The 26,319-nt window shown below is 61.0% G+C and carries 28 protein-coding genes and 1 pseudogene; 4 read left to right on the forward strand and 25 right to left on the reverse strand.

What is annotated here, in order from left to right; translation table 11 throughout:
- Nucleotides 1-150: 150 nt before the first annotated feature.
- The 11 genes and pseudogenes from BM416_RS31295 to ubiE form a co-directional block, all read right to left on the reverse strand.
- Nucleotides 151-1,023: a methyl-accepting chemotaxis protein gene (locus BM416_RS31295; protein ID WP_371856075.1), complete on the reverse strand. Its 873-nt coding sequence runs from the start codon at nt 1,021-1,023 to the stop codon at nt 151-153.
- A pseudogene (locus BM416_RS31300) lies at nt 1,009-2,067 on the reverse strand (methyl-accepting chemotaxis protein); the annotation flags it as partial. The pseudogene BM416_RS31300 and the gene BM416_RS31295, both read right to left, overlap by 15 nt.
- Before the next feature lie 107 nt (nt 2,068-2,174).
- Complete coding sequence (locus BM416_RS28465) at nt 2,175-2,882, reverse strand: 16S rRNA (uracil(1498)-N(3))-methyltransferase (protein WP_065940768.1); 708 nt, start codon at nt 2,880-2,882, stop codon at nt 2,175-2,177.
- Entirely contained in the window at nt 2,879-3,670 is a 792-nt protein-coding gene (gene tatC, locus BM416_RS28470; RefSeq protein ID WP_092490204.1) for a twin-arginine translocase subunit TatC, read from the reverse strand. The genes BM416_RS28465 and tatC overlap by 4 nt, the downstream gene beginning before the upstream one ends.
- On the reverse strand, nt 3,667-4,089 hold the full coding sequence (gene tatB, locus BM416_RS28475) for a Sec-independent protein translocase protein TatB (RefSeq protein ID WP_092490205.1): 423 nt from the start codon (nt 4,087-4,089) through the stop codon (nt 3,667-3,669). Before tatB ends, tatC begins: the two co-directional genes overlap by 4 nt.
- A gap of 10 nt (nt 4,090-4,099) precedes the next feature.
- Nucleotides 4,100-4,378 carry a twin-arginine translocase TatA/TatE family subunit gene (locus BM416_RS28480; protein WP_003171180.1) on the reverse strand — a complete coding sequence of 93 codons (279 nt, stop codon included), beginning with the start codon at nt 4,376-4,378 and terminating at the stop codon, nt 4,100-4,102.
- 26 nt (nt 4,379-4,404) lie between these two features.
- Complete coding sequence (locus BM416_RS28485) at nt 4,405-4,737, reverse strand: phosphoribosyl-ATP diphosphatase (RefSeq protein WP_027605032.1); 333 nt, start codon at nt 4,735-4,737, stop codon at nt 4,405-4,407.
- 2 nt (nt 4,738-4,739) lie between these two features.
- Complete coding sequence (gene hisI / locus BM416_RS28490; RefSeq protein ID WP_012721796.1) at nt 4,740-5,132, reverse strand: phosphoribosyl-AMP cyclohydrolase; 393 nt, start codon at nt 5,130-5,132, stop codon at nt 4,740-4,742.
- A 41-nt stretch (nt 5,133-5,173) separates the two neighbouring features.
- Nucleotides 5,174-6,778, reverse strand: coding sequence for a ubiquinone biosynthesis regulatory protein kinase UbiB (gene ubiB, locus BM416_RS28495; protein ID WP_027605031.1), 1,605 nt, complete (start codon nt 6,776-6,778; stop codon nt 5,174-5,176).
- Nucleotides 6,775-7,398, reverse strand: a complete 624-nt coding sequence (locus BM416_RS28500) for a ubiquinone biosynthesis accessory factor UbiJ (protein ID WP_092490206.1) — start codon at nt 7,396-7,398, stop codon at nt 6,775-6,777. The genes ubiB and BM416_RS28500 overlap by 4 nt, the downstream gene beginning before the upstream one ends.
- The gene (gene ubiE / locus BM416_RS28505) at nt 7,398-8,168 is read right to left on the reverse strand and encodes a bifunctional demethylmenaquinone methyltransferase/2-methoxy-6-polyprenyl-1,4-benzoquinol methylase UbiE (protein WP_003171186.1); all 771 of its coding nucleotides are present in this window, start codon (nt 8,166-8,168) and stop codon (nt 7,398-7,400) included. The genes BM416_RS28500 and ubiE overlap by 1 nt, the downstream gene beginning before the upstream one ends.
- Nucleotides 8,169-8,312: 144 nt before the next feature.
- Here ubiE and BM416_RS28510 point away from each other — a divergent pair, with 144 nt between their 5' ends.
- The 3 genes from BM416_RS28510 (at nt 8,313) to BM416_RS28520 (ending at nt 10,097) form a co-directional block, all read left to right on the forward strand.
- Complete coding sequence (locus BM416_RS28510; RefSeq protein ID WP_027605029.1) at nt 8,313-8,588, forward strand: polyhydroxyalkanoic acid system family protein; 276 nt, start codon at nt 8,313-8,315, stop codon at nt 8,586-8,588.
- A gap of 105 nt (nt 8,589-8,693) precedes the next feature.
- Nucleotides 8,694-9,116 carry a phasin family protein gene (locus BM416_RS28515; RefSeq protein WP_027605028.1) on the forward strand — a complete coding sequence of 141 codons (423 nt, stop codon included), beginning with the start codon at nt 8,694-8,696 and terminating at the stop codon, nt 9,114-9,116.
- Nucleotides 9,117-9,128: 12 nt separating this feature from the next.
- Nucleotides 9,129-10,097: a phasin family protein gene (locus BM416_RS28520; protein ID WP_092490207.1), complete on the forward strand. Its 969-nt coding sequence runs from the start codon at nt 9,129-9,131 to the stop codon at nt 10,095-10,097.
- Between the two features lie 75 nt (nt 10,098-10,172).
- Here BM416_RS28520 and BM416_RS28525 read toward each other — a convergent pair whose 3' ends face one another.
- From BM416_RS28525 to BM416_RS28550, 6 genes are all read right to left on the reverse strand, one after another.
- Entirely contained in the window at nt 10,173-10,703 is a 531-nt protein-coding gene (locus BM416_RS28525; RefSeq protein WP_092490208.1) for a fimbrial protein, read from the reverse strand.
- A 17-nt stretch (nt 10,704-10,720) separates the two neighbouring features.
- Nucleotides 10,721-11,740 carry a fimbrial protein gene (locus BM416_RS28530; protein ID WP_313904193.1) on the reverse strand — a complete coding sequence of 340 codons (1,020 nt, stop codon included), beginning with the start codon at nt 11,738-11,740 and terminating at the stop codon, nt 10,721-10,723.
- Nucleotides 11,727-14,303, reverse strand: coding sequence for a fimbria/pilus outer membrane usher protein (locus BM416_RS28535; protein ID WP_092490209.1), 2,577 nt, complete (start codon nt 14,301-14,303; stop codon nt 11,727-11,729). Before BM416_RS28535 ends, BM416_RS28530 begins: the two co-directional genes overlap by 14 nt.
- A gap of 123 nt (nt 14,304-14,426) precedes the next feature.
- Complete coding sequence (locus tag BM416_RS28540) at nt 14,427-15,194, reverse strand: fimbrial biogenesis chaperone (protein WP_092490210.1); 768 nt, start codon at nt 15,192-15,194, stop codon at nt 14,427-14,429.
- 1 nt (nt 15,195) lies between these two features.
- Complete coding sequence (locus tag BM416_RS28545; protein ID WP_092490211.1) at nt 15,196-15,981, reverse strand: fimbrial biogenesis chaperone; 786 nt, start codon at nt 15,979-15,981, stop codon at nt 15,196-15,198.
- A 22-nt stretch (nt 15,982-16,003) separates the two neighbouring features.
- Nucleotides 16,004-16,582, reverse strand: a complete 579-nt coding sequence (locus BM416_RS28550) for a fimbrial protein (RefSeq protein ID WP_092490212.1) — start codon at nt 16,580-16,582, stop codon at nt 16,004-16,006.
- Between the two features lie 353 nt (nt 16,583-16,935).
- Here BM416_RS28550 and BM416_RS28555 point away from each other — a divergent pair, with 353 nt between their 5' ends.
- The gene (locus tag BM416_RS28555; protein ID WP_092490220.1) at nt 16,936-17,598 is read left to right on the forward strand and encodes a response regulator transcription factor; all 663 of its coding nucleotides are present in this window, start codon (nt 16,936-16,938) and stop codon (nt 17,596-17,598) included.
- On the opposite strand, the gene BM416_RS28560 is transcribed toward BM416_RS28555, so the two are convergent.
- The 8 genes from BM416_RS28560 to BM416_RS28595 form a co-directional block, all read right to left on the reverse strand.
- Nucleotides 17,599-18,219 carry a TetR/AcrR family transcriptional regulator gene (locus BM416_RS28560; protein WP_092490213.1) on the reverse strand — a complete coding sequence of 207 codons (621 nt, stop codon included), beginning with the start codon at nt 18,217-18,219 and terminating at the stop codon, nt 17,599-17,601.
- 27 nt (nt 18,220-18,246) lie between these two features.
- On the reverse strand, nt 18,247-19,929 hold the full coding sequence (phaC, locus tag BM416_RS28565; protein ID WP_027605019.1) for a class II poly(R)-hydroxyalkanoic acid synthase: 1,683 nt from the start codon (nt 19,927-19,929) through the stop codon (nt 18,247-18,249).
- A gap of 88 nt (nt 19,930-20,017) precedes the next feature.
- On the reverse strand, nt 20,018-20,863 hold the full coding sequence (gene phaZ / locus BM416_RS28570) for a poly(3-hydroxyalkanoate) depolymerase (RefSeq protein ID WP_027605018.1): 846 nt from the start codon (nt 20,861-20,863) through the stop codon (nt 20,018-20,020).
- A gap of 134 nt (nt 20,864-20,997) precedes the next feature.
- Nucleotides 20,998-22,677: a class II poly(R)-hydroxyalkanoic acid synthase gene (gene phaC / locus BM416_RS28575; RefSeq protein WP_092490214.1), complete on the reverse strand. Its 1,680-nt coding sequence runs from the start codon at nt 22,675-22,677 to the stop codon at nt 20,998-21,000.
- A gap of 249 nt (nt 22,678-22,926) precedes the next feature.
- The gene (locus BM416_RS28580; protein WP_027605016.1) at nt 22,927-23,304 is read right to left on the reverse strand and encodes a gamma-butyrobetaine hydroxylase family protein; all 378 of its coding nucleotides are present in this window, start codon (nt 23,302-23,304) and stop codon (nt 22,927-22,929) included.
- Between the two features lie 148 nt (nt 23,305-23,452).
- Nucleotides 23,453-24,790 (reverse strand): ATP-dependent protease ATPase subunit HslU, encoded by a 1,338-nt coding sequence (gene hslU, locus BM416_RS28585; RefSeq protein ID WP_027605015.1) that lies wholly within the window; start codon nt 24,788-24,790, stop codon nt 23,453-23,455.
- Nucleotides 24,791-24,827: 37 nt separating this feature from the next.
- The gene (gene hslV, locus BM416_RS28590) at nt 24,828-25,358 is read right to left on the reverse strand and encodes an ATP-dependent protease subunit HslV (RefSeq protein WP_010563201.1); all 531 of its coding nucleotides are present in this window, start codon (nt 25,356-25,358) and stop codon (nt 24,828-24,830) included.
- A gap of 258 nt (nt 25,359-25,616) precedes the next feature.
- The gene (locus BM416_RS28595) at nt 25,617-26,318 is read right to left on the reverse strand and encodes an SPOR domain-containing protein (RefSeq protein WP_027605014.1); all 702 of its coding nucleotides are present in this window, start codon (nt 26,316-26,318) and stop codon (nt 25,617-25,619) included.
- Nucleotide 26,319: the final 1 nt, after the last annotated feature.

Below are 26,319 nucleotides of genomic sequence, written 5' to 3' on the forward strand. Positions count from 1 at the left end.
AGTGAACAGTGGGCGTTCTCAACATGCGCAGGCACATTGAGCTGAATTGAACGCAAGTTCTCTCGGCGCAGAGGTGGGGCTGATAAACGCGTAGGAAATTTCACAGATTGCAGGCGGCGACCCAGGGCGGGTCGCCACGCGGGGAAGGGGTCAGACCCGGAAGCGGCCGACCAGCGCCTGGAGATGAGTGCCCAGGCGCGCCAGTTCGGTACTCGATGCGGCGGTCTCTTCACTGGCCGAAGCCGTCTGCTCGGAGATATCACGCACGTTCAACACACTGCGATTGATCTCTTCCGCCACGGCGCTTTGCTGCTCGGCGGCAGTGGCGATCTGGGAGTTCATCGCCTGGATGGTCGAGACCGTACGTGTGATGTTTTCCAAGGCGCTGCCGGCGCGGCGCGTCAACTCGACACTGCTGTCGGTGAGGCCACGGCTGTTGTCCATGATGTTCGCCACCTGCTGGGTGCCGCTTTGCAGGCCGACGATCAGTTCTTCGATCTCTTCGGTGGACTTCTGGGTGCGCTGGGCCAGGCTGCGCACTTCATCGGCCACCACCGCGAAACCGCGTCCGGCCTCACCGGCCCGTGCCGCTTCAATGGCTGCGTTGAGCGCCAGCAGGTTGGTTTGCTGGGCCACGGACTTGATCACATCGAGCACACTGCCGATCTTGTCGCTTTCGCGCTTCAGATCGGCCATGGCGACCGTGGAGTTGCCGACTTCAGTGGCCAGGCGTTCGATCTGGGCGATCGCTTCGCCGACCACTTTGTCGCCTTCGCGGGCCTGCTGGTCGGCGGCTACTGCGGCTTCGGAGGCTTCCTCGGCATTGCGCGCCACTTCCTGCACGGTGGCGGCCATTTCGTTCATGGCGGTGGCCACCTGGTCGGTCTCGACTTTCTGGCTGTTGACCCCCGCGTTGGTTTGTTCTGTGACGGCCGACAGTTGCTCGGCGGCGCTGGCGATCTGGGTGACCCCTTCGCTGATGCCGCCGATCAACTCGCGCAGGCCCACGGTCATGCTTTGCATGGCCCGTTGCAATTGGCCCAGCTCATCCTGGCGCAAGGAGGTGAGGTTGTGGCTCAGGTCGCCCGACGCGACGCGCTCGGCGACCTGCAGGGTCTGGTTCAGCGGAAGAATGATCTGCCGCGTGATGGCCCAGGCCGCTACCAGCCCGAAGACCAAGGCAAGCACGGTGGCCAGTAGCAACAGGCTCTTGGCTTGGGCTGCGTCGGTATCGCGCACGACGGTCTGGGAGAGGGTCAGTTTTTTACTGCGCTCAAGCAAGATGTCACCCTGCTCGCCCATCTTTTTCATGGCGGCGGTACTCGCGACCTGGGAGTCGCGGTATTGGCTGACGGCGGCGCGGTAGGCTTGCAGCGAAACGCTGGCCTGTTGCAGGTTGGTTGCGTACTGCTCAGGCAGCGTGCCGTTGAGGGTGGCGATTTTCTTCAGGGCGTTATCAATGGCGTCCAGGGCCGGCTGTTCTGCTTCAACCTTGCCGCTGTAGGTGTAGCCGCGCACCTGGAAGCGTGCCTGCTGGATCAGCTTGCTCAGTTCGACCACGCTGTTGAACTGGGTGACGCTGTCGCCTTGCAGCAGGTTTTTTTCGACTTCGCCGATCTTGAGCACCGCATTGTCAGCGGTATCGCCCAGCTTGCTGCGGGCGTTTTCACGATTGGCACCGGCCTGGACCATGTCGTCGAAGGCGCGCTTGTATTGATCGATAGCCGCCAGTTGCTCGTTCACCAGCAGATTGTCGTTGGGTTGATCGATCAAGACGTTGGCGGTTTTCAGGCCGCTTTCAAGTTTGCTCATCAGCTCGTTGACCGCCGCCGGGCCTTGTTCGCCCCGGCGCATTTCGTAGTCCAGGCGCGCCAGGCGCAGGTCCTTGGTCAGCTCATTGAGGCTGGAGATGTAACCCAGTTTGTCGCCCCGGCTGATCACGCTGCCCAGGCCGCTCCAGCCGGTGAAGGTGATCATCAGTGTCAACAGCAATACCAGGCCAAAGCCCACCGCCAGCTTGGTTTTGACGCTGACATTCCCCAGTTTTTCGGCTAACCAACGATACATGCTGCGAACTCCCCTGGAACAAAGCTTGGACTTATTCACGGGTTATCGGCCTGCATACGGGATTCTGTAGCGACGCTCTACCCTGTGGGAGGGAGCTTGCGGTGTGGTTAGAAGAGGCGGGCGAGCAGGGCGGTGACGGCCGTTTCGACGCGCAGGATGCGGGCGCCCAATTGCACCGGCTGCAAGCCGGCCTTGGCCAGCAGGTCCACCTCATAGGGGATCCAGCCACCTTCCGGGCCTATGGCCAGGGTAACCGGTTCATCCAGCCCGCGGGGGCAGGCTGGGTAGTCGCCGGGATGGCCGATCAGGCCAAGGGTGCCTGCGGTCATGGCCGGCAGGCGGTCTTCGACGAAGGGCTTGAAGCGCTTTTCGATAACGATTTGCGGCAGTACCGTGTCCCGCGCCTGCTCCAGGCCGAGGATGAGTTGTTCGCGAATCGCCTCGGGCTCCAGGAAGGGGGTTTGCCAGAAGCTTTTTTCCACCCGGTAGCTGTTGACCAGCACCACTTTCGGCACGCCCATGGCCGCCACGGTTTGCAGGACCCGGCGCAGCATCTTCGGACGTGGCAGGGCCAGCAGCAGGGTCAGGGGCAGTTTGGCCGGCGGTGGTTGGTCGAAGCTCACTTGCAGTTCGGCTTCGCGGGCTTCCAGGCGCAGCAATTGCGCGTTGCCCATCAACCCGCCAAGGCGCCCGACCCGCAGGCTGTCGCCTACGGCGGCGCGGTGGACTTCCTGCATATGCACCAGGCGCCGATCACGCAGGATCACTCGGTCGGCCGCAATGAAGTCGGCATCGAACAGCAGCAGCAGGTTCACGGCTGGGTCGCTGGCGGCTGGTCGTCGTCGGCGGGTTGGTCATCCGGGTGATCGCCACGCTTGCTGATCAGGCCGCTGAACAGGATGCCGATCTCGAACAGCATCCACATCGGCACGGCCAGCAGGGTCTGGGAGAAGATGTCCGGCGGCGTGAGGATCATGCCGACCACGAAGCAGCCGATGATCACGTACGGGCGGATTTTCTTCAGGTACGCCACGTTGACCACGCCTATCCACACCAGCAGCACCACGGCCACGGGGATTTCGAAGGCGACGCCAAAGGCGAAGAACAGCGTCATCACGAAGTCGAGGTAGCTGGTGATGTCCGTCATCATCTCCACGCCGGCCGGGGTGGCGGCAGCGAAGAACTTGAAGATCAACGGGAATACCAGGAAGTAGGCGAAGGCCATGCCGGTATAGAACAGCAGGATGCTCGACACCAGCAAGGGCACGGCGATGCGCTTCTCATGCTTGTACAGGCCCGGTGCGATAAAGCCCCAGATCTGGTGCAGGATCACCGGGATCGCCAGGAACAGCGAGACCATCATCGTCAGCTTCAACGGTGTGAGGAAGGGCGATGACACATCGGTGGCAATCATCGTCGCGCCGGCCGGCAGGTACTGGCGCAGTGGCGTGGAGACGAAGGTGTAGATCTGCTGGGTAAAGGCGAACAGCCCGGCAAAGATTACGAAGATCGCGGCCACGCAACGCAGCAGGCGGGTCCGCAGCTCGGTCAGGTGCGAGACCAGCGGCATATGCTGGTCGTTTTCCGGTTTATCAGCGCTCATGGGGCTCGCGGCGGCAATGTAGGGTCATGGGGCGCGGGCGACGCAGCGGGCGTCGGCGCAGGCTCGGTTGGAGCGGTCGGGGTCGGGGCGGCGGGCGGGGTATTCACCGCAGGCGCAGGCGCAGGCGCGATGCTGTGCTCGGCCACAGGTTCCACCGGTTTGGTGGGTTCCTGCACCGGCGACAGGATCTTCCGGGCCTCCTGCTCCAACGACAGAATATGTTCGTTGTGCAGTTGGCGACGGATCTCGTCGGCGCCGATTTCCCGTTCAACTTCCTGTTTGATGGCGTTGAAACTGCGTTTCAGGCGCCCGATCCACAGGCCGGCCGTGCGTGCGGCACCGGGCAGGCGTTCCGGCCCCAGTACCAGCAAGGCAACCAGGCCGACGAGCAGCAGTTCAGAGAAGCTGATACCAAACATTAGTCAGTGCTCACGAGTCTTTGCGGGTCGGCTCTTCGACTTTTTCAGCCTGCACGTCGAAGGTACGACGCTCGGTGATCGGCTGGGTGGCCTGGGGGTGTACAGGCTGGGCCGGTGGCACCGGGTTGGCGGCCGGGTCGGCAGGCTTCTCATCGTCGTTCATGGCTTTACGGAAGCCCTTGATCGACTCGCCCACGTCGGTGCCGAGGTTTTTGAGTTTCTTGGTGCCGAATACCAGTACCACTACCACCAGAATGACGATCCAGTGTTTCCAGTCAAAAATGCCCATGCTGCAAATCCTCTAGTAAAAGTTATTCAAGCGGACGGGCGCGAGGCCTTTTCGGCGTGCCCGGACAAGCCGAAGCGACGGTCCAGTTCATCCAGCACGGCCTGTGGATGCTGCCCCAGTTGGGCGAGCATGACCAGGCTATGGAACCACAAGTCGGCGGTCTCATAGATGACATCGCTGCAATCGCCGCTGATTTGTGCGTCCTTGGCGGCGATGATGGTCTCGATGGACTCTTCGCCGAGTTTTTCCAGGATCTTGTTCAGGCCCTTGTGGTACAGGCTGGCGACGTAGGAGCTGTCGGCGTCCGCACCTTTGCGGTCCTCCAGCACCTGGGCCACACGGTTGAGGGTATCGCTCATGGTCAGTGTCCTGCCGAGTAGATGGCGTGCGGGTCTTTGAGCACCGGCTCCACGACCTTCCATTCGCCGTTCTCGAACACGCGATAGAAGCAGCTGTGGCGGCCGGTGTGGCAGGCGATGTCGCCGATCTGCTCGACCTTGAGGATCACCACGTCGGCGTCGCAGTCGATGCGCATCTCGTGCAGGGTTTGCACGTGCCCGGACTCTTCGCCCTTGCGCCACAGTTTGCCACGGGAACGTGACCAGTAAATGGCGCGCTGCTCAGTGGCGGTGAGGCTCAGGGCCTCGCGGTTCATCCAGGCCATCATCAGCACGCGCCCGGTCTTGTAGTCCTGGGCAATGGCCGGCACCAGGCCGTCACTGTCCCACTTGATCTCGTCCAGCCAGTCTTTCATCTTCGGCTCCGGCAATTTGCGACAGTGTATAACCGGATTGGCTATCGACGCACGATCAGATAAACACCCACGGCGACCATGATGCCGGCCGGCCAGTGGCCCAGTTGGTTCAGCGGCCCGCCAATGGCCAGCATCACGCCACCGACCAGGTGCGCGGCACCCAGCAGGCGCAGGAACCAGTCGTCCTTGCGCTTCTGCCAGGGCGGCGCGGGGTCTTTGGCATGGGGCTGGGACATGCGCTCCAGCAGGTCGCGGGTCATGTTGGCCAGGTGCGGCAGCTGTTCGAACTGGCTGTGCAGGTTGCCCAGCAGGGTTTTCGGGCTGACCCGCTCGCGCATCCAGCGTTCCAGGAACGGCTGGGCGGTGTTCCACAGGTCGAGGTCCGGGTACAGCTGACGGCCCAGGCCTTCGATGTTGAGCAGGGTTTTTTGCAGCAGCACCAGTTGCGGCTGCACTTCCATATTGAAGCGCCGCGCGGTCTGGAACAGGCGCATCAGCACCTGGCCGAAGGAGATATCTTTCAGGGGCTTTTCAAAGATCGGTTCGCACACGGTGCGGATCGCCGCTTCGAATTCATTGAGCTTGGTTTCCGCCGGCACCCAGCCCGAATCGATGTGCAACTGCGCCACGCGGCGGTAGTCGCGCTTGAAGAAGGCGAACAGGTTGCGCGCCAGGTAGTCCTGGTCTTCCGGGGTCAGGCTGCCGACGATGCCGCAGTCGATCGCGATGTACTGCGGGCTCCAAGGGTTGACGGTGCTGACGAAGATATTGCCGGGGTGCATGTCGGCGTGGAAGAAACTGTCGCGGAACACTTGGGTGAAGAAAATCTCCACGCCGCGCTCGGCAAGCATTTTCATATCGGTGCGCTGGTCGGCCAGGGTCGCGAGGTCGGTGACCTGCACGCCGTAGATGCGCTCCATCACCAGCACTTTCGGGCGGCACCAGTCCCAGTACACCTGCGGCACGTACAGCAGCGGCGAACCTTCGAAGTTACGCTTGAGCTGGCTGGCGTTGGCTGCTTCGCGCAGCAGGTCGAGTTCGTCGTAGATGGTTTTTTCGTAGTCGGCGACCACGTCCACCGGGTGCAGCAGGCGCGCATCGGCAGAGAAACGTTCGGCGGCGCGGGCCAGGATAAACAGCCACGCCAGGTCCTGGCCGATGATCGGCTTGAGGCCCGGGCGGATCACCTTCACCACCACTTCTTCGCCGCTCTTCAACTGTGCGGCGTGCACTTGCGCCACCGAGGCCGAGGCCAGCGGTTCGACGTCAAAGCGGCTGAACACCTCGCTGATCTTCTTGCCCAGTTGCTCTTCGATCAGCTTCATCGACTGCTGGGAATCGAACGGCGGCACGCGATCCTGCAGCAGCATCAGTTCGTCGGCGATGTCTTCGGGCAGCAGGTCGCGGCGCGTGGAGAGGATCTGCCCGAACTTGATAAAGATCGGCCCCAGGTCCTGCAACGCCAGGCGCAGGCGCGCGCCTCGGCTCAGCTCCAGCTGCTTGCGCGGGAACCAGCGCCACGGCAGCACATAGCGCACCGCCAGCAGGAACCATGGCAAGGGCAGGGCGAACAGCAGGTCATCGAGGCGGTAGCGGATTACGACGCGCTGGATACGGAACAAACGGCGGACGGCGAGCAGCTTCATGCGTTATCGCTTGGATCAAGGGAACGGCTCAGGCGCTCGAAGCGGGCCTCGAGGCGTTCCAGGTCGATTTTGGCCTTGTCGAGCTCACGAAAGCGCGCTTGCGCTTCGCGTTCTCCGACCAGGGTGCGCGATTCTTCGCTCAAGTATTCGGCAAGGTTCTGGTTGAGGCTGGCGAACCCCTGCTGGTACCAGCGCGTACGACTGCGCAGGTGCCCGCTGATCAGCTGGGTGGCGACGGGGCCGATCCAGCGTGACAGCTCGTATTCCCAGTCCAGCTCCAGGTCCTGCAGCACGGCGGCCAGGTCCATCAGGACCGCGCTGTCGCCTTCCAGGTGCACTTCAGGGCCGTGGAGGATGGCGGTCTTGTTGCGGCTCAGCGCCAGGTGCAACAGGTTGGAGGCCGGTGCACGCAGGGTGCAGTCGGCTTCGGCAGCCCATTGAGTGGCGAGCAGCAGGCCTTCATCGCTGGGCAGGATAAACAGCTGCAGGGCGGGGCTGGTGCAGTCCACGGCGATGACCTTGCCGTTCAAGTGCGCGAGCCGCGCCAGGGCGGTGCTGTCCAGGCGCAGTACACGGTTGAGGCCGTGTTCGACGCTGGCGAGAAGGCCTTTGAGCAGCATCAGGGCTTGATGCCACGGTGCAGGGCGACAATGCCCGAGGTCATGTTGTGGTAGGTCACGCGGTCGAAACCGGCTTCTACCATCATCGACTTCAGGGTTTCCTGGTCGGGGTGCATGCGGATCGATTCGGCCAGGTAGCGGTAGCTTTCGGCGTCATTGGTGATCAGCTTGCCCATCAACGGCATGAAGGCGAAGGAGTAGGTATCGTAGACCTTGGACATCAGCGCGTTGGTCGGCTTGGAGAACTCCAGTACCAACAGGCGACCACCCGGCTTGAGGACGCGCAGCATCGAGCGGATCGCGTCTTCCTTGTGGGTCACGTTGCGCAGGCCGAAGGCGATGGTCACGCAGTCGAAATGGTTGTCGGGGAACGGCAGCTTTTCAGCGTCGGCCTGGACAAATTCGATATTGCCGGCCACGCCTTTGTCGAGCAGGCGATCACGGCCGACCTTGAGCATCGAGCCGTTGATGTCCGCCAGCACCACCTGGCCGGTCGGGCCGACGAGCTTGGAGAACTTGGCCGCCAGGTCACCCGTACCGCCGGCGATGTCCAGCACACGGTTGCCGGTGCGTACACCCGACAGCTCGATGGTGAAGCGTTTCCACAGGCGGTGCATGCCGCCGGAGAGCACGTCGTTCATCAGGTCGTACTTGGCTGCCACGGAGTGGAACACCTCAGCGACTTTTTCCGCCTTCTGGCTTTCCGGGACGTTCTTGAAACCGAAGTGAGTGGTGGGTTCGGCATCGCTGCCTTTGCGCTGATCAGTCATATCGCTGTCACCAAAAGAGAATGCGGGACATGATAATCCCCAAGGCCTGCTTTGTCTTGGCAAGGCTGCAGGTAAGATAGGCAGGCACCGAGACCTTTTGCCGCATTCAAGGTATTCAAATCCCTATAAAGAGGAGTCATCGCAATGGCCCGTATAACCGTTGAGCGTGCACATTCCCTGGGTAAAGAAGGGGCACGCGCAAAGGCCGAGAAGTTGGCGCATAAACTCCAGGAGCAATATGGCCTGGAGCCCTCGTGGTCCGGCGATACCTTGAACCTCAAGCGTTCGGGGGTTAAAGGCACCGTCTTGGTGGCGGATGATTCGCTGCGCATTGATGTGGAACTGGGCCTGTTGATGTCGGCCATGAGTGGCACCATCAAGTCCGAAATCGAGAAAGCCCTGGATAAAGCCTTGGCCTGATCCGCGAGTACTTAGGGTGCCGATTCTAATTTTCCAGCCTACTTTGTGCCCAGGTCCTCAACTCCTGCGGGCCGTTCCTCCCCCCTTTTCTGCGTGAGGTGCACCATGGCCAAAGTTATCCTGAAGAAAAAAATCGATGCTCAGACCGGCGCGTTGAGTGACGTTAAAACCTATGCCCGCAAGATCTGGTTGGCGGGTCTTGGTGCCTACGCGAAGGTCGGCAGCGAGGGCGGCGACTACTTCAAAGAGTTGGTTAAAACCGGTCAACATGTTGAAAGTAAAGGCAAAAAAGTTGCAGTGGAACAACTTGATGCTGCCAACAGTCAGATTGATCAAGTAAAGAGTAATGTCTCCGCGGTCAAAGGTCTGGTAGAAGTTCAGCTGGATAAAGTTGAAAAAGCTTTTGATACTCGCGTTGCCAGTGCCTTGAATCGAATTGGCATTGCGTCTAAACATGACGTGGAGACACTCTCTGCTAAGCTCGAAGAGCTGACGGCATTGCTCGAACGTGTCGCGCGTAAACACTAAGGAGACATCGGGATGGCTGTTAAAAAGACTACTCAGAAAGAAGGCAGCTCGTGGGTCGGGAAAGTTGAAGAGTATTCCCGCAAGATCTGGCTGGCTGGTTTAGGCGTTTACTCGAAGATCGACAGTGACGGCAGTAAACTCTTCGAGACGTTGGTTAAAGACGGCGAGAAAGCCGAGAAGTTGACCAAGAGCGCAGTGGGTAAACAAGTAGGCGCTGCCAAAGCGACTGCCGGTTCGCGCATCAGCGATGCGAAGAAACAGGTATTGGGTACTTGGGGCGAACTCGAAGGGGCGCTGGACAAGCGCCTCAACAGTGCTATTTCGCGCCTGGGCGTGCCGAGTAAAGCTGAGCTGAAGACCCTGCACAGCAAAGTCGATACCCTGACAAAGCAAATTGAAAAACTGACCGGTGCCAAAGTGGCTCCAGTGAAATCGGCTGCCGCTAAACCGGCTGCCAAGCCTGCTGCAAAAACGGCCGCTGCCAAACCGGCGGCTAAAACGGCTGCCAAACCTCTGGTGAAAGCTGCCGCCAAGCCAGCTGCAAAACCTGCGGCCAAGGCTGCTGCAAAAGCAGTCGCTAAACCGGCTGCCAAAACCGCAGCGGCCAAACCGGCCGTCAAGGCTGCCGCTAAACCAGCAGCTGCGAAAGCAACTGCCAAACCTGCGGCTAAGCCAGCAGCCAAAGCCGCCGCTAAACCGGCTGCCAAAACCGCAGCCGCCAAACCAACGGCCAAGCCTGCCGCAACTAAACCCGTAGCCAAGCCTGCTGCCGCGAAACCGGTGGCCAAGCCAGCAGCCAAACCTGCTGCGGCGAAGAAGCCCGCTGCAGCGAAAAAACCGGCAGCGCCTAAGCCTGCTGTCGCCGCCAAGCCGGCAACCACGGCACCGGTTGCTTCGACAGCCAACTCGGTGTCGGCACCGACGCCTGCTGCCGCCCCGACTGCAACGCCGGTAACCCCGACGCCAACCAGTCAGGCCTGATTTTTCCAGGCCACAAAAATGCCTCACCTGCGAAGGTGGGGCATTTTTTTGCGCGTTGTCAGCGCCAGCTGCGCATCAGTTGTAAGTGATCGAGACAGTTACCGCGCTGGCCAGGGTTCCTTGGGTGATCGCTACGCCGGTTTTGTGATACGCCGCTGTGAGTGGCATCACGGCCTTCTTGCTTTTTGTTGCAATCGTACGGCTGCGCTGCTCGACCGTGCCATTGGCAGGGATGGCATACGCCTTGGCCGCGCGGTGTGATAACACCAGTGCCGTCCCATTCGATGTCCCGGTATTGGAGAACAACAGGGGATTCCCGTCGGCGGGTGTGCCCCCGAACTGGAAAACTACCTTGCGTATATCCGAGTCGCACTCGGCAGAAATCTCGAAATCAAGCGAGCCCGCGGTGGAGCTCGCATCGAAGTCCGAAATCTTGATGGCCGGCAGGGCGAGGCTGCGGTTCAGGTCACCGGCGGCCAGGTCGCAGGTACCGGCATTGACTTGGCCGATAAAGTTTAAAGTACCGGTGGTATCGGCGTGGACAGCAGGCATGGAGGCCAGGCTTGCAGTAATTGCCAGCAGCGAGGCGCGCGTTCGAATCTTCATCAGGAGTGCTCAGGGTTTCAGTTGTAGGTAATGGTGACGGTGGCGGTACTGGCGAGGGTGCCCTGGCTGACCGTGCCGTTCAGGTGATACGCCGCGCCAAGCGGCAAGACTGCACGGTTGCCGGAAACCGGCACCGTGCGGCTGTTCTCGGTGCCGTTTGCGAGAATGTTCTGGACGCCCCCGTCGAGGCGCGAGTAAAGCCACAGGGCTATTCCGCCAGCGGTGCCGGTATTGGCGAATAGCCGGTCATTGCCTGGCGCGGGGGCGCCAGAAAAATTGAAGGTGACGTTGGAGGCATTGGTGCACTGGGCCGACAGCTCAAATTCGCGTGCGCCGACGACGATGGAGTGTTCGAATTCGCTGGCTTGCACCGGGTCGAGCGAGATCGTGCGGTTGGCGTCGCCGGTTTCCAGGTCGCAGGTGGCGGCGGGCCTGACAAAGCGCACTGCGTTGCCGAGCCTCAGGGTAAAACTCTCCGGGCGGTTATCCAGTCTCTGCACCCAAATGTCTCCGGCAGGCACTGTCCCGTCTGTGACCGGCCCGGCCTTATAGAACCTCAACTCCGCGGCCATGAAGCTCGTGAGCGAACCGCTGATGGTGTTTTTTTGACTATGCATGCTAAAGAAAGGGTAAAGCGTGCCGGAATGTCGGATGCGCATGTGTACACCCACACCAGGAACCTCGGTCTCGTAGTACTTTGCGTGAGACCTTGGGCCATAGCGCCCGGTAATCGTTAATAAAGTGTGGCTGCAGTACATGGTGAAATAGGGTGCCGTGCCAGTGAACTCCTTGATGACAATTTCAGACTCCACCGGGAGGCTGTCCGGTACGACGATTGTGGAAGGAAGGGTGAGTGTGAATGTGTCGTTCTGATACCTGTCACACGCCGCTTGAACCGCGATTGGCGAGCCAAGGATCAGCACTGTTGATATGAGTTGCATGGCGCGTTTCATCTTCAGTCCCGCAAAAGAAATAGGGCGTTTGCAGGCAAGCAGTGCAATGGCATTACTCGCCTGCGCCGGATCAACTGCTTGCATTGCTCTCGCTCGACGGCAGCATGCGTTGGGCTGTATCGAGACGGCAGGTGCCCGCGTCCAGATTGAGCAACCGCTGGGTGCCTGCAGCGTTCGATTGTTTGCCCAAGTCGTAATGCAGCTGGCATGCAGCGCGAGTATGGGGGCCCCACCTGATCGTCAATGGCCCCTGCGTACGGGGCACGCGAACAAAGGCTTGACCTCCCTGCCCGACAACCCCGACGCTCGCGCCGTCCTGATCGAACACATCCGCACCAAACGGCAACGGGCTGCCATCCTCGCGCAGTGCCGTGATCAACAAGGCCTGGCCGCTGGTTGTCTCGAACTGCAGCTTCACCACTGCACCGGCGCGCGGGGCCACGTTCCGGGCTGCGGTCTTGAGCTCCACATCGGTGGACAGATCCTTCGGGTCCAGTTCCACGATGTTCTGGCGGTAAGGGGTGAGGTGAGGCACCACGGCAAAGCCGCTTTTGCCGATTTGCGCGCTGTGGTTGCCATTGATTCGCGCACCTTGGGCGTCAGGCGCCTGGACGATGCCGACGGTATCGCCGAGTTCTGGAGCGAAGGTCACACCGTCTGCATGGGCGACAATGCCACCGGTCATGCCAAGCGATGTGGAGCGGTATGTGCTGCTCTGGCCATGGCTGGCGGAGAGTACGCCATGGCTGGTGTGGTATTTCATGTCGGCACTGGTGGCGCTGCTGCTGCCCTGGCTTCGGTTGGCACTGACGCTGTAGCTGAACTGATTGCGCTCACCCAGGCTGCCGCCCAGGCTGGCGCGCTCGCCGCTGCCTTGGTCGCCGCCGTAGGCCGTGGTGGTCAATGTCGGCGAATGGGCGTGGCTGCCCAGTGGCAGGCTCAAGGTGAGCTCCAGTTGCTCGTCCACGCGTTCACTGCGCAGATCGCGGCTGCGCTGTGCGCTCAGCAGATAGTGAAGGCCCCGCCACGTGCCGCTGTATCCGGCGGTAAAGGTCAGGTTGCCATGGGTGCGGTTCCAATAGTGTTGCGAAGAACCGGTCAGGTACACCGAACCGTTGCCCAGGCTCTGGTTGAGGCTGATGTCCATTCTGTTGCGCAGCCGCGACAGGTTATCCGGGTTCAGTCCGTCGATGGCCAGGTCGCGAATGCGTGCGGCATCAGCCACATTCAGGAAACCTTCGGTGGAGTAGCGGTACGCCCCGAGGGCAAAGTGGGTGCCCGTGTCCGTGAAGTTCTTGCTGTAGCGCAGTTGTACGCTTTGCCCCTGGCGTGAACCATGCCCCGGTAGATGCGCGCTCGAATGCGTCAGGTCGCACGACAACGCACCTGCAGAGGTGTTGAACGCCGTACCCAGCAACTGCGATTGGTAGTCGTCGCCGAGCGTCGCGCCGGTGTACCCGGTCAGCAGGTTGCTCAGGCCATACTGATAAGTGGCCTGCACCAGTGCGGGAGGGTGGTGCAGGCCGATTTCATCCAACTGGCCAACGCTCAATGCATAACGGCTGTGGCCCGGACGCAGGAGGTTGGCGTTGGCGGCGAACGGTACGATGAACTCACGCTGGCGGCCGTCGGCCTCGGTGATGGTGACGTTCAGGTCGCCCCCATACCCGGTGGGAAACAGGTCGTTGAGGACAAACGGGCCGGGCGCTACAGACACTTCGTCCAATAACACGCCGCGTTGGCGCACACTGACCCGCGCGTTGGTCTCGGCAACGCCACGCACTACCGGCGCAAATCCGCTCAATGAGTCGGGCAGCATCCGATCGTCGCTGGACAGGCTGGCACCCCGCAGGCGCACGCTATCGAACAGCTCTCCCGGCGTGTAGATTTCGCCTGCCATCAGTTGGGACCGCAACGTGTCCACTTCGCGCTGCACATAGGTGGCGGTGCTTTGATAGCTCGAGGCAACCTCTGAATGGCTGTAGCTGCCGCTATGCCGCCAGTGCCAGTCGCCAAGATTGAGCCCCGTGTTCAGGCCCAGGTAGCTGGAGCCGAGTGCGCGCGTATCGGTCTGAGTGGCGAACGTATTGGCGTTGTACCGCACAAAGGCGGCATCGATCCCGCTGTCCCAGTGCTGCGGGTCGACATAGCCCCGTGCCTTGCGCACCAGGAAAACCTGCGGCACTTGCAAATCCAGACGGTTTTCACCTGAATCAAATTGGCTGCTGGCACCCGGCAGGTAGGTGCCGATATCTGCACAGCGCGCAAACGGCGTACGGGACGCCTGATTGGCTTCAGTGGTTTGCAGGTCAATGCCAAACCTGAGCAGCACATCACGCTCCAGGCACAACTGCGCGACCTGCTGACCTTCCACGGCAATGAACGTCAAGGTTTCACGCCCGACCCATTGGCCGTTGAGGTGGATGTCGGTGCGATAGTTGCCCGGGAGCACGACGTTGCCTTGGCTGAACCGTGCAATATCGATCTGCAGGCCGCCCCGGCCACCGGTAAAGAAAGCCGGGTTGAACTCGGCCTGTTCTGCACTATTGGCGGCCATGGCATGGGCACCGCTTGCCAGCAGCACACTACGCAGCGTCTGCTTTAAACGGGGCCGGCTTATGAGCCTGGCAGGCGTGTAAAAACTCATTTTTCGCGTTTCCATAAACGGGCTCCCCGAATGTCGGCAAAGGGCATCCCTACCCACTGAATGGGGTATCAATCGACGGTGCGTTCAATAAGGCGAAGTGGGATTGCTACAGAAGAATGGTCGTCATGGAGAGACCTCGCTGCTGTGGTGGGTCTTGACCCCGAAATCGTCGAGCGTCTGGAACTCGACGGTTGCAGCGCTGCCCATCGGGGTTTTCAGGCGAGGCCACTCAAAGCGGGCGCGCCCACCGGGCGTCACCATATTCTCCGTACCCGACGCCGCCGGTTCGCGGACATGGTGCTGCCCTGCCACTTGCACTTCGATGCGCTCGAACGTCACGTGGTAAGGCGTCGGATTGAAGACTTCCAGCGCCTGGCCATGTTCGCCCGGGACAGACCGCCACTGCAGCTTCCCGGGTGCTTCCTCGACCTGGTAAGGCAGGCCCGATGGGCGCAAAAACACCTTGATGCGCGAGCGGAAGGCGAACTGCACCTGATCGCCCTGCTGGCCGCCCTGGGGGCGTGAGGGCACCTCCAGCACGTTGAACCAGAACAGGCTTTCCTGTGCCCTGGACAAGGCTTCGCCGGTGTAGGCCATACGTACCACCTGTTGCTTGCCTGGCTCCATGCGGAAGATCGGTGGCGTGAGGACGAAGGGCGCTGTCGCCAGATCCGGTGTTGATTGCTCATCGCCGCTGTCCAGCCACGCCTGGATCAGCACCGGTGCCTGGTTCTTGCTGTGCAGCCTGATCGTCACTTCCTTGTCGTCCTGCGGGTAGACAATTCGGGTGCTGTTGATGACCACGCTTGCCTGCACGGGGAGGGTGCTCAACAGCGCAAGCACCAACGCCATGCACCGGGTCGGCACGTGTGAGCGAGTGGCGGCCTTCATGTCATCGATCATCCTGCGGTTGAAGGGCAAGGTGGGCCGAGTGACGGACTCGGGCACCAAAGTCGCTGACGGTGGTGAATTCGACCGTGGCGGCATCGACGGGGTGATGGCGCAGCAGGGGCAGCACAAACAGTTTCACGTCACCGTCCGGCATCAGCAGGCTGTCGTTGGCGTCTTTGTTGGCGGCTTTACTGAACCGTTTACCGTCGTTCAGCAACTCGATCGAGGCGATGGAAATATGGTACGGCGTGGGGTTGGTGGCTTGCAGGGCGAAACCCTGCTCATGGGCCACCAGCTTCCACTGCACTTTTTCGGGGGCGCTGTCGACGGGGTAGGGCAATGCCGGCGGGCGTACAAACACACGCAAACGGGTGCGGAACGACAATTCGATCTGGTTGTTGTGTGCGGCGTCGGCGGCAAGCGGTGGTACTTCCAGTACGTTCAACCAAAACAGGCTTTCACGGTCGACTGGCAAGGGGCCTGCGCCGTAGCGCAGGCGCAAAGCCTGTTGCTGGCGCGGCTCAATGCGGAAGATCGGTGGCGAAAGAATGAACGGTGTGTGTGCCGTTACCGGTGTCGAATGCCGGTCGCCCGTGTCCAGCCAGGTTTGCACCAGCGCCGGAAGCGGCCCCTTGTTCTCCAGGCGCACCACGACTTCCTGCTGCTGCATGGGGTAGATCACGCGTGTGCCATGGATGATCACGCCTGCGCGGGCAGCAAGCGGCAACAGCCAGAGCCACGCGCAAGCCGCGGTGGCAACCAGCGTCAGGCAGGCGATTCTTTTCATCGTGTCAGGCCCCTGGGTTGTCTTACTCGGCGTACTCGATCAAAAAGCCCACACGGGTATTGACCTTGCCTTCGGTCGCGGGGCCGCTGGCGTACATCTGCGCTGCCAGAGGGATAACGGCCTGGTTGTCGACGATCACCGCGCCCGCCGATTTCTCGGTGTAGACGTTGATCGGCGTGCCATCGCGTTGAGTCACTTCCACCTGTACGTTCTTGGCGGTGCTGGTGTCGGACGGGTCATCGTAGCCGTCGATGTTCAAGCGCCCGGACGCTACATCGATGGCCGGGCTGGTCGGATCGAAGGCAACCATGGCGGTACGCCCGTTACTGCAGCTGCCTTCACCCGGCGCGCCGATACGGATGGTGAAGCCCGTCGGGTTGGCACGACTGCCCGCACTTGCCAGGCGTGCCGCCGAGATGCCTCCGAGGTTGACGTCCTTGACGACTGCGCCAGTGCCGGGCGCTGCACCTTCGACCGTGCAGGTCAGGTCCGTCACAAGACCACTGAACTTGATGATGCCATCTGCTGCGTGCACCGGTTGTAAGGCGGCGGCGGTCAAGGCCAGCGCGGCCGCAATCGTGGAGAGGGGGTTAACGTTCATGATATTTCCAGTCTGATTCATGGGTATTGCCCGTCGCCGATGAAATCGCTGATCTTTCGAATGGCGGGGTGCCCTAATTTGTCGCGTTTGCCAAACGGTATCCATAGTGAACTAACGAGACTTATCTCGTGATCGTTCGATAAGTCAGTTTTAACTTTTGTAGGGGCTTTCTGTAGTACTGGGAAATATCTGTAAGTTATGGCTGAAGGGCTTTCGCTTATTGAGTTGTCGTATTGATCCTCGCCTGTAACTGGGTATACCGTGTATTTAACCAGAGCGATTATGGGTGTGGTGCTGTATTCACTTATATGGGTGTAATTATGGCTACTTCAATGTCCACTACGCATACCGTCATGCTGCTGGATGATCACGAGATGGTTCGGCAGGGCATCGAGTTGGGGTTGAGCAAGGAGGCCGACCTCGCGGTGATCGGTTCCTTCGGAACCGGCAAGGAACTGCTGGAAGCTCTCACGCGGCGGCTGGCCGATGTCGTGGTGATGGACTTTATCCTCGCGCCATCGGACAGCGATGGCCTCAGCCTGATCGAGGCGCTGCACCGGCGTTTCAGCACCTGCAGGCTCTTGATTGTGTGTTCGCACTACACGCCCGCCACTGTCTCTTTGTCGTTGAAGGCGGGATGCAGGGGGATTATGGGAAAAACCCAAAACCTGACGGAGTTGATCACGGCAATCCGAACGGTCGCCCAGGGACGGATTTACCTGCAGCTTTGCATGGTGCCTGCGCTGCAAGGTGTGCAATCCGTGTTGAAGGAGGGAAAGATTAAATCGGACAGAGACTTTTCGACGCCCCTACAGTTTAACGAATGCCTGACGCCAAAAGAGCAGGAAGTATTGCGGTGTTTTCTGGACGGCATGTCCGTGAATTCCATTGCGGCAAAGTTTTCTCGAAGTGCAAGTACGATCAGTACGCAAAAACAATCCGCCTATCGAAAACTGGGGATCAGGAACGACAGTGAACTGTTCAAGTTTACTCACCAGTTCGGAAAACTCGGGTAGTCAGCCCTGATCGTCCAGGTAACGTAGCGCCAATCGTTCCGTTGCCTGTCGTGCCGGCAGCAGCAGGTGTGGCGCTACCAGCATCATGACCTGATACACCACCACCCGCACCTCGCCCTCACGGTCGAGAACACGTTGGTAGTCCAGGGAGAACAGCAGGGTCATGGTGATCTGCTCCACCAACTGGCCCAGCGCCTGGGTGTCACTGACCAGTTGCCCGTCCGCCTTCAGGCGCGCCAGCAAGGACGCGAGGGTGCGCTTGAGTGCGGTCAGCAGGTTGCGAATGCCCTTGGCCAGTTTCGGCAGGCGCCCCGCCAGGTTCGACAGGTCCTGGAACAAAAACCGGTATTGGGCCATGCGTTCGATGATCAGGTGCAGGAACAGCCAGTAATCCTGGGCCTGCAGTTGCGCGTCCGCGGGCGGGTCGAGCAGCGGCGCCAATTCGCCCTGGAAGCGCTCGAACAACCCCAGCACCAGCGGTTCCTTGCCATGGAAGTGGTAGTAGAGGTTGCCGGGGCTGATCCCCATTTCATTGGCCACCTCCATGGTCGACACGTTCGGCTCGCCCTTCTGGTTGAACAACTGCAAGGCACATTCAAGGATACGGTCGCGGGTCTTCATCCAGTCTTCTTAATCTGATCGTTGAGCTCAGCGCACTCGCACGTAGGTGCCGGGCGCCGCTTCCATCGGTGGATAGTTCTGGTTGCCCAGGGCGGTGAGGGTTTCGCGCTGTACGCCCGAGCGCTGCTGGATCCACGCCAGCCACTGCGGCCACCAACTGCCCTCGACGTGGTTGGCGTCGTAGTACCAGGCACGCGGGTCGCTGCTCAGCTTGGGGTTTTCGACGTAGTTGGCCTTGGGGTTGCCCGGCGGGTTGAGGATGCTCTGGATATGCCCGCTGTTGGACAGCACGAAGCGCCGCTCGCCACCCAGCAATTGCGTGGAGCGATACACCGCGTCCCACGGCGTGATGTGGTCGTTGATCCCGGCCACGCTGAAGCTGTCCACCGTGACCTTCTGCAGGTCGATGGGCGTGCCGCACACTTCCAGGCCGCCGGGATGGCTCAGCGGGTTGTGCTTGAAGAAATCGAGCAGGTCGCCATGCAGTGCGGCGGGCAGGCGCGTGTTGTCGTTGTTCCAGTACAAAATGTCGAAGGCCGGCGGTTCCTTGCCCAGCAGGTAGTTATTGATCCAGTAGTTCCAGATCAGGTCGTTGGGACGCATCCAGGCGAACACCTTGGCCATGTCGCGGCCGTCCAGCACTCCTTGCTGGTAGGAACGACGCTTGGCGGCTTCCAGGGTTTGCTCATCGGCGAACAGCATGGCGGGGCTGTCGATCTGGCTGTCCAGCAGGCTCACCAGGTAGCTGGCGCTGGAGATACGACGCAGCTGGCGCTTGGCTTGCAAGTGGCCTTGCAGGGCGGCGATGGTCAGGCCACCGGCGCAGGCACCCATCAGGTTGACCTCGCGGGCGCCGGTGATGGCCCGGCAGACGTTGAGTGCCTCCTCCAGCGCCGCCACATAGGTGGACAGGCCCCATTCGCGGTGGCGCACGTCCGGGTTGCGCCAGCTGACCATGAAGGTCTGCAGGCCGTTCTTGAGGGCGTACTGCACGAAGCTGTTGGCCGGGCTCAGGTCGAAGATGTAGTACTTGTTGATTTGCGGCGGCACGATCAGCAATGGCCTGGCGTACTGTTTTTCGCTCATGGGCTTGTACTGGATCAACTCCAGCAGCTCATTGCGAAACACCACCGAACCTGGGGTGGTGGCCACGGTCTTGCCGACTTCGAAGGCCTGTTTGCTCACCTGGCGCGGCAGGCCGTTGTTGTGCAGCAGGTCGTCGAACAGGTTGCTCACGCCGCGCACCACACTGTTGCCGCCGGAGTTGAGCAGCTCCTTGACGGCCAGCGGGTTGAGCAGGGTGTTGGAGGGCGACACGGCGTCGTTGATCAAGGCGAAGGCAAAGTGCGCGCGGGCGCGGTCGTCGTCACTCAGTGAGCTGTCATCGATCCACTGGCGGGTCTGCTTCTGCCAGCTCAAATAGGCTTGCAGGCTGCGTCGGTAGAACGGGTTGAGCGTCCAGGTCGGGTCGCTGAAGCGACTGTCCCGTGGGTTGGGCTCGTGCACGGTCTCACCCAGCAGCACACGACCCAACTGACCGCCCAGGGCCAGGGCGTGACGGGCGGTATGCACCGGGTTGCGCCAGCCGTGGGCGGCAACGCTGCGCAAGGTCGACAGCAAATCCCGACCGCGCAGGCCGGTGATCGCGTTTTGAGCGTTGATGAACGCGGCAGGGGTGGGCGCCGGGTTCGTCACGGGTCTTTCTCGCATGAGCCAACACTCCTTCGTCAAGCCATCAACAGGCACGCCAATTCAGAACCATAGTCGGTTCTCGGCAAGTTGCGCGGCGGTGTGGTCCTTACACCGCTGGTCGCGGGTGAATCACGGCCCGCATGCGCTCCTCCTCGAGAAACTTCATGATGATCGGCGCCACGGCTTCAGCCCGGGTGATCAGGAACAGGTGGCCGTCATCGATGATGTGCAACTGTGCGTTGGGAATGCGCCAGGCCAGCATGCGCATGTTGACCAGCGGGATCAGCGGGTCGTCGTCCCCGGCCAGCACCAGGGTCGGCTGGCGGATCTTGTGCAGCCAGTGGATGCTGGTCCAGCCCAGCCCCGCGAACAGCTGCCAGTAGTAGCCCAGCTTGCCGGCCGAGCGCACTTTGCTCGCGTGCTCGGCCGCCAGTTTCGAATCGCGGCGGAACGAACCGCCATAAATCATCGGTGCAATGCGCACCACGTGGGACGGTTGGATATAACGCCGGGGGCTGGCCATCAGCCACAGCACCTTCGGCTTGCCTGGCACCATAAAGGCACCGGCAGCGGTCGCCGCCAGGATCAGCTTCTTGCAGCGCTCCGGGTAGTCGTAGGCAAACTGCTGCGCCAAGGCGCCACCCCAGGACACGCCCACCGCATTCACCTGGCCATAGTCCAGGTAGTCCAGCATGCGCGCAGTGAGCTTGGCCAGGCCGGGAAAACGATAAGGCCGGTTGGGCGTCGAGGAACCACCCACGCCCGGCACATCGAAAGCGATCACTTCCAGGTCCGGGTCCAGGGCCTGGACGAACGGAAACACCAGCTCAAGGTTGGCGCCGATGCCATTGAAGATCAGCAGCGGCGTCAAGTGGGGCTTGCCCGGGCGTACCGCCGTGCGGATGGTCTGGCCATCCAGGTCGATGGTACGAAAGATGAACGGTTGCGGCATGCTCAAGCCCTGTGAGATGTGACGGTTGGAATGCAGGCCAACTATGGGAGGGGGGTTGCCCCCGATTGCAATTGATCAGCCGATGGATCAGATGGCTGACACACTGCGATCCCCACACTCGACCCCATTTCAATTTAGCGTTCGTGTACGTAAGTCCCGGGGGCTGCTTCCGCTGCGGCATAGGTCTTGTTACCCAAAGTCGTCGGTGCCTTCTTCAGCTTGCCCGCCCGTTCCGCTTGCCACACCTGCCAATGCAACCACCACGAATCAGTGTGCTTTGTTGCATTCTCCTGCCACTCCAGTGGTTTGCCCGCCAGGCTGTCGCTGGTCTGGTAGCGCGCCTTGGGGTTGCCGGGCGGGTTGAGGATGCTCTGGATATGCCCGCTGCTGGAGAGTACGAATTCCACCTTGCCGCCAAACAGCTGGGCCGACTTGTAGCACGACTGCCAGGGCGTGATGTGGTCGTTGGTGCCGGCCAGTGAATAGATATCGGCCGTGACCTGCTTGAGGTCGATGGGCGTGCCGCACACTTCCAGGGCATTGGCGCGTACGAGCGGGTTGTTTTTGAACAGTTCGATCAGGTCGCCGTGGAAGGCCGCCGGCAAGCGTGTGGTGTCGTTGTTCCAGAATAGGATGTCGAACACCGGCGGCTCATTGCCCAGCAGATAGTTGTTGACCCAGTAGTTCCAGATCAGGTCGTTGGGACGCATCCAGGCGAACACCTTGGCCATGTCGCGGCCTTCCAGTACGCCGGCCTGGTAGGAATGGCGCTTGGCCGCTTCCAGGGTCTGCTCATCCACGAACAGCGCCACCTGGGTGTCCAGGGTGGTGTCCAGCACGCTCACCAGCAGGGTCAGGGCGTTGACCTTCTTCTCACCCAGCGCCGCGTAGTGGCCGAGCAGGGCGGTGCAGGTGATGCCGCCGGAGCAGGCGCCGAGCATGTTGATGTCCTTGCTTCCGGTGATTGCCGTGACTACATCGACCGCTTCCTTGAGCGCCTCGATATAGGTCGACAGGCCCCACTCGCGCTGGGCCTTGGTCGGGTTGCGCCAACTGACGATAAAGGTCTGCTGCCCGTTGCGCAGGCAGAAACGCGCCAGGCTCTTTTCCGGGCTCAGGTCGAATACATAGAATTTGTTGATCTGCGGCGGTACCACCAGCAGCGGGCGTTCGTGCACCTGTTCGGTGATCGGCTTGTACTGGATCAGCTCCAGCACGTCGTTGCGAAATACCACCGCCCCTTCGGTGATGCCCAGGGTCTTGCCCACTTCAAACGCGCCCATATTGACCTGGCTCGGCATGCCGCCGTTGTGCACCATGTCCTTGGCCAGGTGCGACAGGCCGTCGAGCAGGCTCTTGCCGCCGGTTTCAAAGAAGCGTTTGACCGCCGCCGGGTTGGCCGCGCTGTTGGTGGGGGCCATGGCTTCGGTCATCAGGTTGATCACGAAGTGGCCGCGGCTGATGTCCTGTTCCGACAGGTTGCTGTCGCCGATCCAGTCGTGCAGTTCCTTGCGCCACGCCAGGTAGGTTTGCAGGTAGCGTTTGTAGAGCGGGTTCTGGCTCCAGGCTGGGTCGTGGAAGCGACGGTCATCGCTTTCGGGCTGCAGCTGCGATTTGCCGAACATCACGTTCTTCAATTCAACGCCAAAATGGGCGACGTGCTTGACGCTGTGCAACGGTTGCTTGATGGCTTGGGTCAGCACCATCTTGGCCGAGGCCAGTAAATCCTTTTTACGTAACGCGATGATCGGGTTGAGCCCCAGGGTGTTTTCCGAGGCCTGGCGTTTCAAGTCATCGTTGTTCTTGTTACTCATCTACGACGCTCCATTGTCCGAAAGACGAGTACCGGGTACCGCTGCGCATCAGGTTTCGATACACAACACAAGCCAGGTACTGCGACTCGGGTGACCGTTGATACCGCATCGTCAAATGCAGGGAACTTGCCAGTTCCATTGGTTACCCGAGTTTAATTTTTTTCGCAAGCGGGCCAATCGTTGGCCACGCGACAGGGCATTCAAGCAGATGAAATTAGAAAATGCCCTCTAAAGAGCGAGAGGCCTGGACTAGAGCATCAGCCGCACGACCGACTCGCTCGGATCGCGGGTTTTGCCGGCTGCCTTGAGCTCGGCGAGATAATCGGCCCACAACGCGTCCTGACGCACGGCCAGTTGGTAGAGGTAGTCCCAGGTGAACAGTCCGCTGTCATGTCCGTCGTCGAAGGTCAATTTCAGTGCGTACTGGCCGGCCGGTTCGATCTTGGTCAACCGCACGTTGAGCTTGCCGAATTGCAGGATGGGTTTGCCGTGGCCCTGGACCTCGGCGGAAGGCGAGTGCACCCGCAGCAGTTCGGCGGGCAACTGGTAGACCTCGTCGGGCCCATAGGTGAGGCCGAGGGTGTTGGAGGTTTTGTGCAGGTTTACAGCGGTAGGAAACTTGGCCATATGAGGTGCTCTTGAATAAACCGGCTTAAAAATGTGGGAGGGGGCTTGCCCCCGATTGCAGTGGGTCAGCTATAGATAAGCTGACTGATCCACCGCTATCGGGGGCAGCCCCCTCCCACATTTGAAGCAAAGCAGTTCTGTGTGAGGCTTACAGAATATACCGCGATAAGTCCTCGTTCTGCGCCAATTCGCCCAAGTGGCTGTTGACGTAGTCTGCGTCGATCTTGATCGCTACGCCATTCTGCGCCCCGGCCATGTCGCCGGCGCTGAAGGACACTTCCTCAAGCAGGCGCTCAAGCAGGGTGTGCAGGCGACGCGCACCGATGTTCTCGGTCTTCTCGTTGACCTGCCAGGCAATCTCCGCCAGGCGCTTGATGCCGTCCGGCAGGAACTCGATGCCCAGCCCTTCGGTTTTCAGCAGCTCACGGTACTGCTCGGTGAGTGACGCATGGGGTTCGCTGAGGATGCGCTCGAAGTCGCCGGGGGTCAGCGCCTTGAGCTCTACGCGAATCGGCAGGCGCCCTTGCAGCTCGGGCACCAGGTCGCTTGGCTTGCTCAGGTGGAACGCACCCGAAGCGATAAACAGGATGTGGTCGGTCTTGACCATGCCCAGCTTGGTATTGACGGTGCAGCCTTCGATCAGCGGCAGCAGGTCGCGCTGCACACCTTCGCGGGATACATCGACGCCGCCGGAGTTGCCGCGCTTGGCGACCTTGTCGATCTCGTCGATAAACACGATGCCATGCTGCTCAACGGCTTCCAGGGCCTTGGCCTTGAGCTCTTCGTCGTTGACCAGGCGTCCGGCTTCTTCATCGCGTACCAGCTTCAGCGCGTCCTTGACCTTGAGCTTGCGGCTTTTCTTCTTGCCCTTGCCCATGTTGGCGAACAGGTTCTGCAACTGGCTGGTCATTTCTTCCATGCCAGGCGGTGCGGAGATGTCGACGCCAGAGACTTCAGCGACTTCGATCTCGATTTCCTTGTCGTCCAGCTGGCCTTCACGCAGGCGCTTGCGGAACAGCTGGCGGGTGTTGGAATCCGAGGCCGGTGCGGCGTCTTCGTTGAAGCCCATGCGCGCCGGTGGCAGCAGGGCGTCGAGGATGCGTTCTTCGGCGGCGTCTTCGGCGCGGTGGCTCACCTTGGTCATTTCCTGCTCGCGCAGCAGCTTCAGGGCAGCGTCGGCCAGGTCACGGATGATCGACTCGACATCGCGGCCCACATAGCCGACTTCGGTGAACTTGGTCGCTTCGACCTTGATGAACGGTGCGTTGGCCAGCTTGGCCAGGCGTCGCGCGATCTCGGTTTTACCGACGCCGGTCGGGCCGATCATCAGGATGTTCTTCGGTGTTACTTCAACGCGCAATTCTTCGGGCAGTTGCATCCGGCGCCAGCGGTTACGCAGCGCGATGGCAACGGCGCGCTTGGCATCGTCCTGGCCGATGATATGGCGATTGAGTTCATGGACGATTTCGCGGGGAGTCATGGACATAGTGTTTGGCGGCCTCAAGCGGGAATAAGCCTACGGCTTACTCGGCGAGGTCCTGCTCCTCAATGGTGAAGTTGTGGTTGGTGAACACGCAGATATCGCCGGCGATGCCCAGGGCGGTCTCGACGATTTCGCGGGCCGACAGGTCGGTTTTCTTCAACAGTGCACTGGCTGCGGCTTGTGCATACCCGCCGCCGGAGCCCATGGCGATCAGGCCATGTTCAGGTTCAACCACATCGCCGTTACCGGTGATGATCAGGGAGGCATCTTTGTTGGCGACGGCCAGCATGGCTTCCAGGCGGCTGAGGGAACGGTCGGTGCGCCATTCCTTGGCGAGTTCGACCGCGGCGCGTACGAGGTGGCCCTGGTGTTTTTCCAGCTGGCCTTCGAAACGCTCGAAGAGGGTGAAGGCGTCGGCGGTGGCACCGGCAAAACCGGCGAGGACCTGGCCGTGATACAGGCGACGCACTTTTTTCGCATTGCCTTTCATCACGGTATTGCCCAGGGAAACCTGGCCGTCGCCGCCCATGACGACTTTGCCGTGGCGACGTACTGAAACGATGGTGGTCAAGGGGAGAGTCTCCACGCAGCGGGGCGAAAATGCCCTGATGGAAACTCATATGGGGGTGGCGGGGGGGATTTCAACCATGGGGGTTTATGGCGGACGAGTGGTGTTTATCGGTCTGACACCCATTTCAGAGCGCTGCAAAACCAAATGTGGGAGGGGGCTTGCCCCCGATGGCGGTGTATCAGTCGCCGAAAATATTGACTGATCTACCGCTATCGGGGGCAAGCCCCCTCCCACATTTTTATCGAAGTTGAGCCCGAATCAGCGGCTCTGGCGCTGTTGTAACAACAGGTTGCTAAACCCGGCGCCGGCCAATTGCTTCTGCGCCACGGTCAGCTGTTCGCGGTTGCTGAACGGCCCCACCAGCACGCGATACCAGGTCGCGTCCTTCACCGTGCCGGACTCCACCGTCACCGTCTGGCCCAACAGAATGATCTGCGCACGCACGCGATCCGCATCGGCCTGCTTCGGGAACGAGCCCGCCTGCAGGAAGAACTTGGTCACCGGCGCGGCCTTGGTTTCGGCAACCGGTGGTGCTGGCGGCGGAGTAATCCCGGCCAACGCCGCCTGGGCCCGCGCCGTGTCGATTTTCGCCGCTTCCGCAGGGGTGACGGGCGTGGTCGGCACTTGCGGCGTCGGCAGGGTTTTCTCCGGTACGGCGTCGGGTGGCACGATCACTTCCGATTCCGGCAGCAGCGTATAGAAGTCGTACTTCGGCTTTACCGGAGCTGTCGGGCTCGGTGCAGTCTTGTTGGCTTCGGCCATTTTCGTGGCCTTCTGCTGCTCCTGCTTGACCCGTTTGACGTCATCGCCCTGGCCTGGGTCCAGCTTCATCAGGAACACGATAAACGCGCCGACCGTGAGGCCGATGGCCATCCACAACCAGCCTGGGATCGGCTTCTTCGCCGGGGCCTGGTAGCGGCTGGCGCCGCGCTTGGGTGCAGGTTTTTTCTTGGCAGCCAAC

The organism is Pseudomonas sp. NFACC42-2 (assembly GCF_900116055.1).
GTDB lineage: Bacteria > Pseudomonadota > Gammaproteobacteria > Pseudomonadales > Pseudomonadaceae > Aquipseudomonas > Aquipseudomonas marginalis.

Coding starts and splice junctions, on each gene's coding strand:
- BM416_RS31295 (WP_371856075.1), bottom strand. CDS start 1,023: ATGCAAAGCATGACCGTGGGCCTGCGCGAGTTGATCGGCGGCATCAGC.
- tatC (WP_092490204.1), bottom strand. CDS start 3,670: ATGAGCGCTGATAAACCGGAAAACGACCAGCATATGCCGCTGGTCTCG.
- tatB (WP_092490205.1), bottom strand. CDS start 4,089: ATGTTTGGTATCAGCTTCTCTGAACTGCTGCTCGTCGGCCTGGTTGCC.
- BM416_RS28480 (WP_003171180.1), bottom strand. CDS start 4,378: ATGGGCATTTTTGACTGGAAACACTGGATCGTCATTCTGGTGGTAGTG.
- BM416_RS28485 (WP_027605032.1), bottom strand. CDS start 4,737: ATGAGCGATACCCTCAACCGTGTGGCCCAGGTGCTGGAGGACCGCAAA.
- hisI (WP_012721796.1), bottom strand. CDS start 5,132: ATGAAAGACTGGCTGGACGAGATCAAGTGGGACAGTGACGGCCTGGTG.
- ubiB (WP_027605031.1), bottom strand. CDS start 6,778: ATGAAGCTGCTCGCCGTCCGCCGTTTGTTCCGTATCCAGCGCGTCGTA.
- BM416_RS28500 (WP_092490206.1), bottom strand. CDS start 7,398: ATGCTGCTCAAAGGCCTTCTCGCCAGCGTCGAACACGGCCTCAACCGT.
- ubiE (WP_003171186.1), bottom strand. CDS start 8,168: ATGACTGATCAGCGCAAAGGCAGCGATGCCGAACCCACCACTCACTTC.
- BM416_RS28510 (WP_027605029.1), top strand. CDS start 8,313: ATGGCCCGTATAACCGTTGAGCGTGCACATTCCCTGGGTAAAGAAGGG.
- BM416_RS28515 (WP_027605028.1), top strand. CDS start 8,694: ATGGCCAAAGTTATCCTGAAGAAAAAAATCGATGCTCAGACCGGCGCG.
- BM416_RS28520 (WP_092490207.1), top strand. CDS start 9,129: ATGGCTGTTAAAAAGACTACTCAGAAAGAAGGCAGCTCGTGGGTCGGG.
- BM416_RS28525 (WP_092490208.1), bottom strand. CDS start 10,703: ATGAAGATTCGAACGCGCGCCTCGCTGCTGGCAATTACTGCAAGCCTG.
- BM416_RS28530 (WP_313904193.1), bottom strand. CDS start 11,740: ATGCAAGCAGTTGATCCGGCGCAGGCGAGTAATGCCATTGCACTGCTT.
- BM416_RS28535 (WP_092490209.1), bottom strand. CDS start 14,303: ATGAGTTTTTACACGCCTGCCAGGCTCATAAGCCGGCCCCGTTTAAAG.
- BM416_RS28540 (WP_092490210.1), bottom strand. CDS start 15,194: ATGAAGGCCGCCACTCGCTCACACGTGCCGACCCGGTGCATGGCGTTG.
- BM416_RS28545 (WP_092490211.1), bottom strand. CDS start 15,981: ATGAAAAGAATCGCCTGCCTGACGCTGGTTGCCACCGCGGCTTGCGCG.
- BM416_RS28550 (WP_092490212.1), bottom strand. CDS start 16,582: ATGAACGTTAACCCCCTCTCCACGATTGCGGCCGCGCTGGCCTTGACC.
- BM416_RS28555 (WP_092490220.1), top strand. CDS start 16,936: ATGCTGCTGGATGATCACGAGATGGTTCGGCAGGGCATCGAGTTGGGG.
- BM416_RS28560 (WP_092490213.1), bottom strand. CDS start 18,219: ATGAAGACCCGCGACCGTATCCTTGAATGTGCCTTGCAGTTGTTCAAC.
- phaC (WP_027605019.1), bottom strand. CDS start 19,929: ATGCGAGAAAGACCCGTGACGAACCCGGCGCCCACCCCTGCCGCGTTC.
- phaZ (WP_027605018.1), bottom strand. CDS start 20,863: ATGCCGCAACCGTTCATCTTTCGTACCATCGACCTGGATGGCCAGACC.
- phaC (WP_092490214.1), bottom strand. CDS start 22,677: ATGAGTAACAAGAACAACGATGACTTGAAACGCCAGGCCTCGGAAAAC.
- BM416_RS28580 (WP_027605016.1), bottom strand. CDS start 23,304: ATGGCCAAGTTTCCTACCGCTGTAAACCTGCACAAAACCTCCAACACC.
- hslU (WP_027605015.1), bottom strand. CDS start 24,790: ATGTCCATGACTCCCCGCGAAATCGTCCATGAACTCAATCGCCATATC.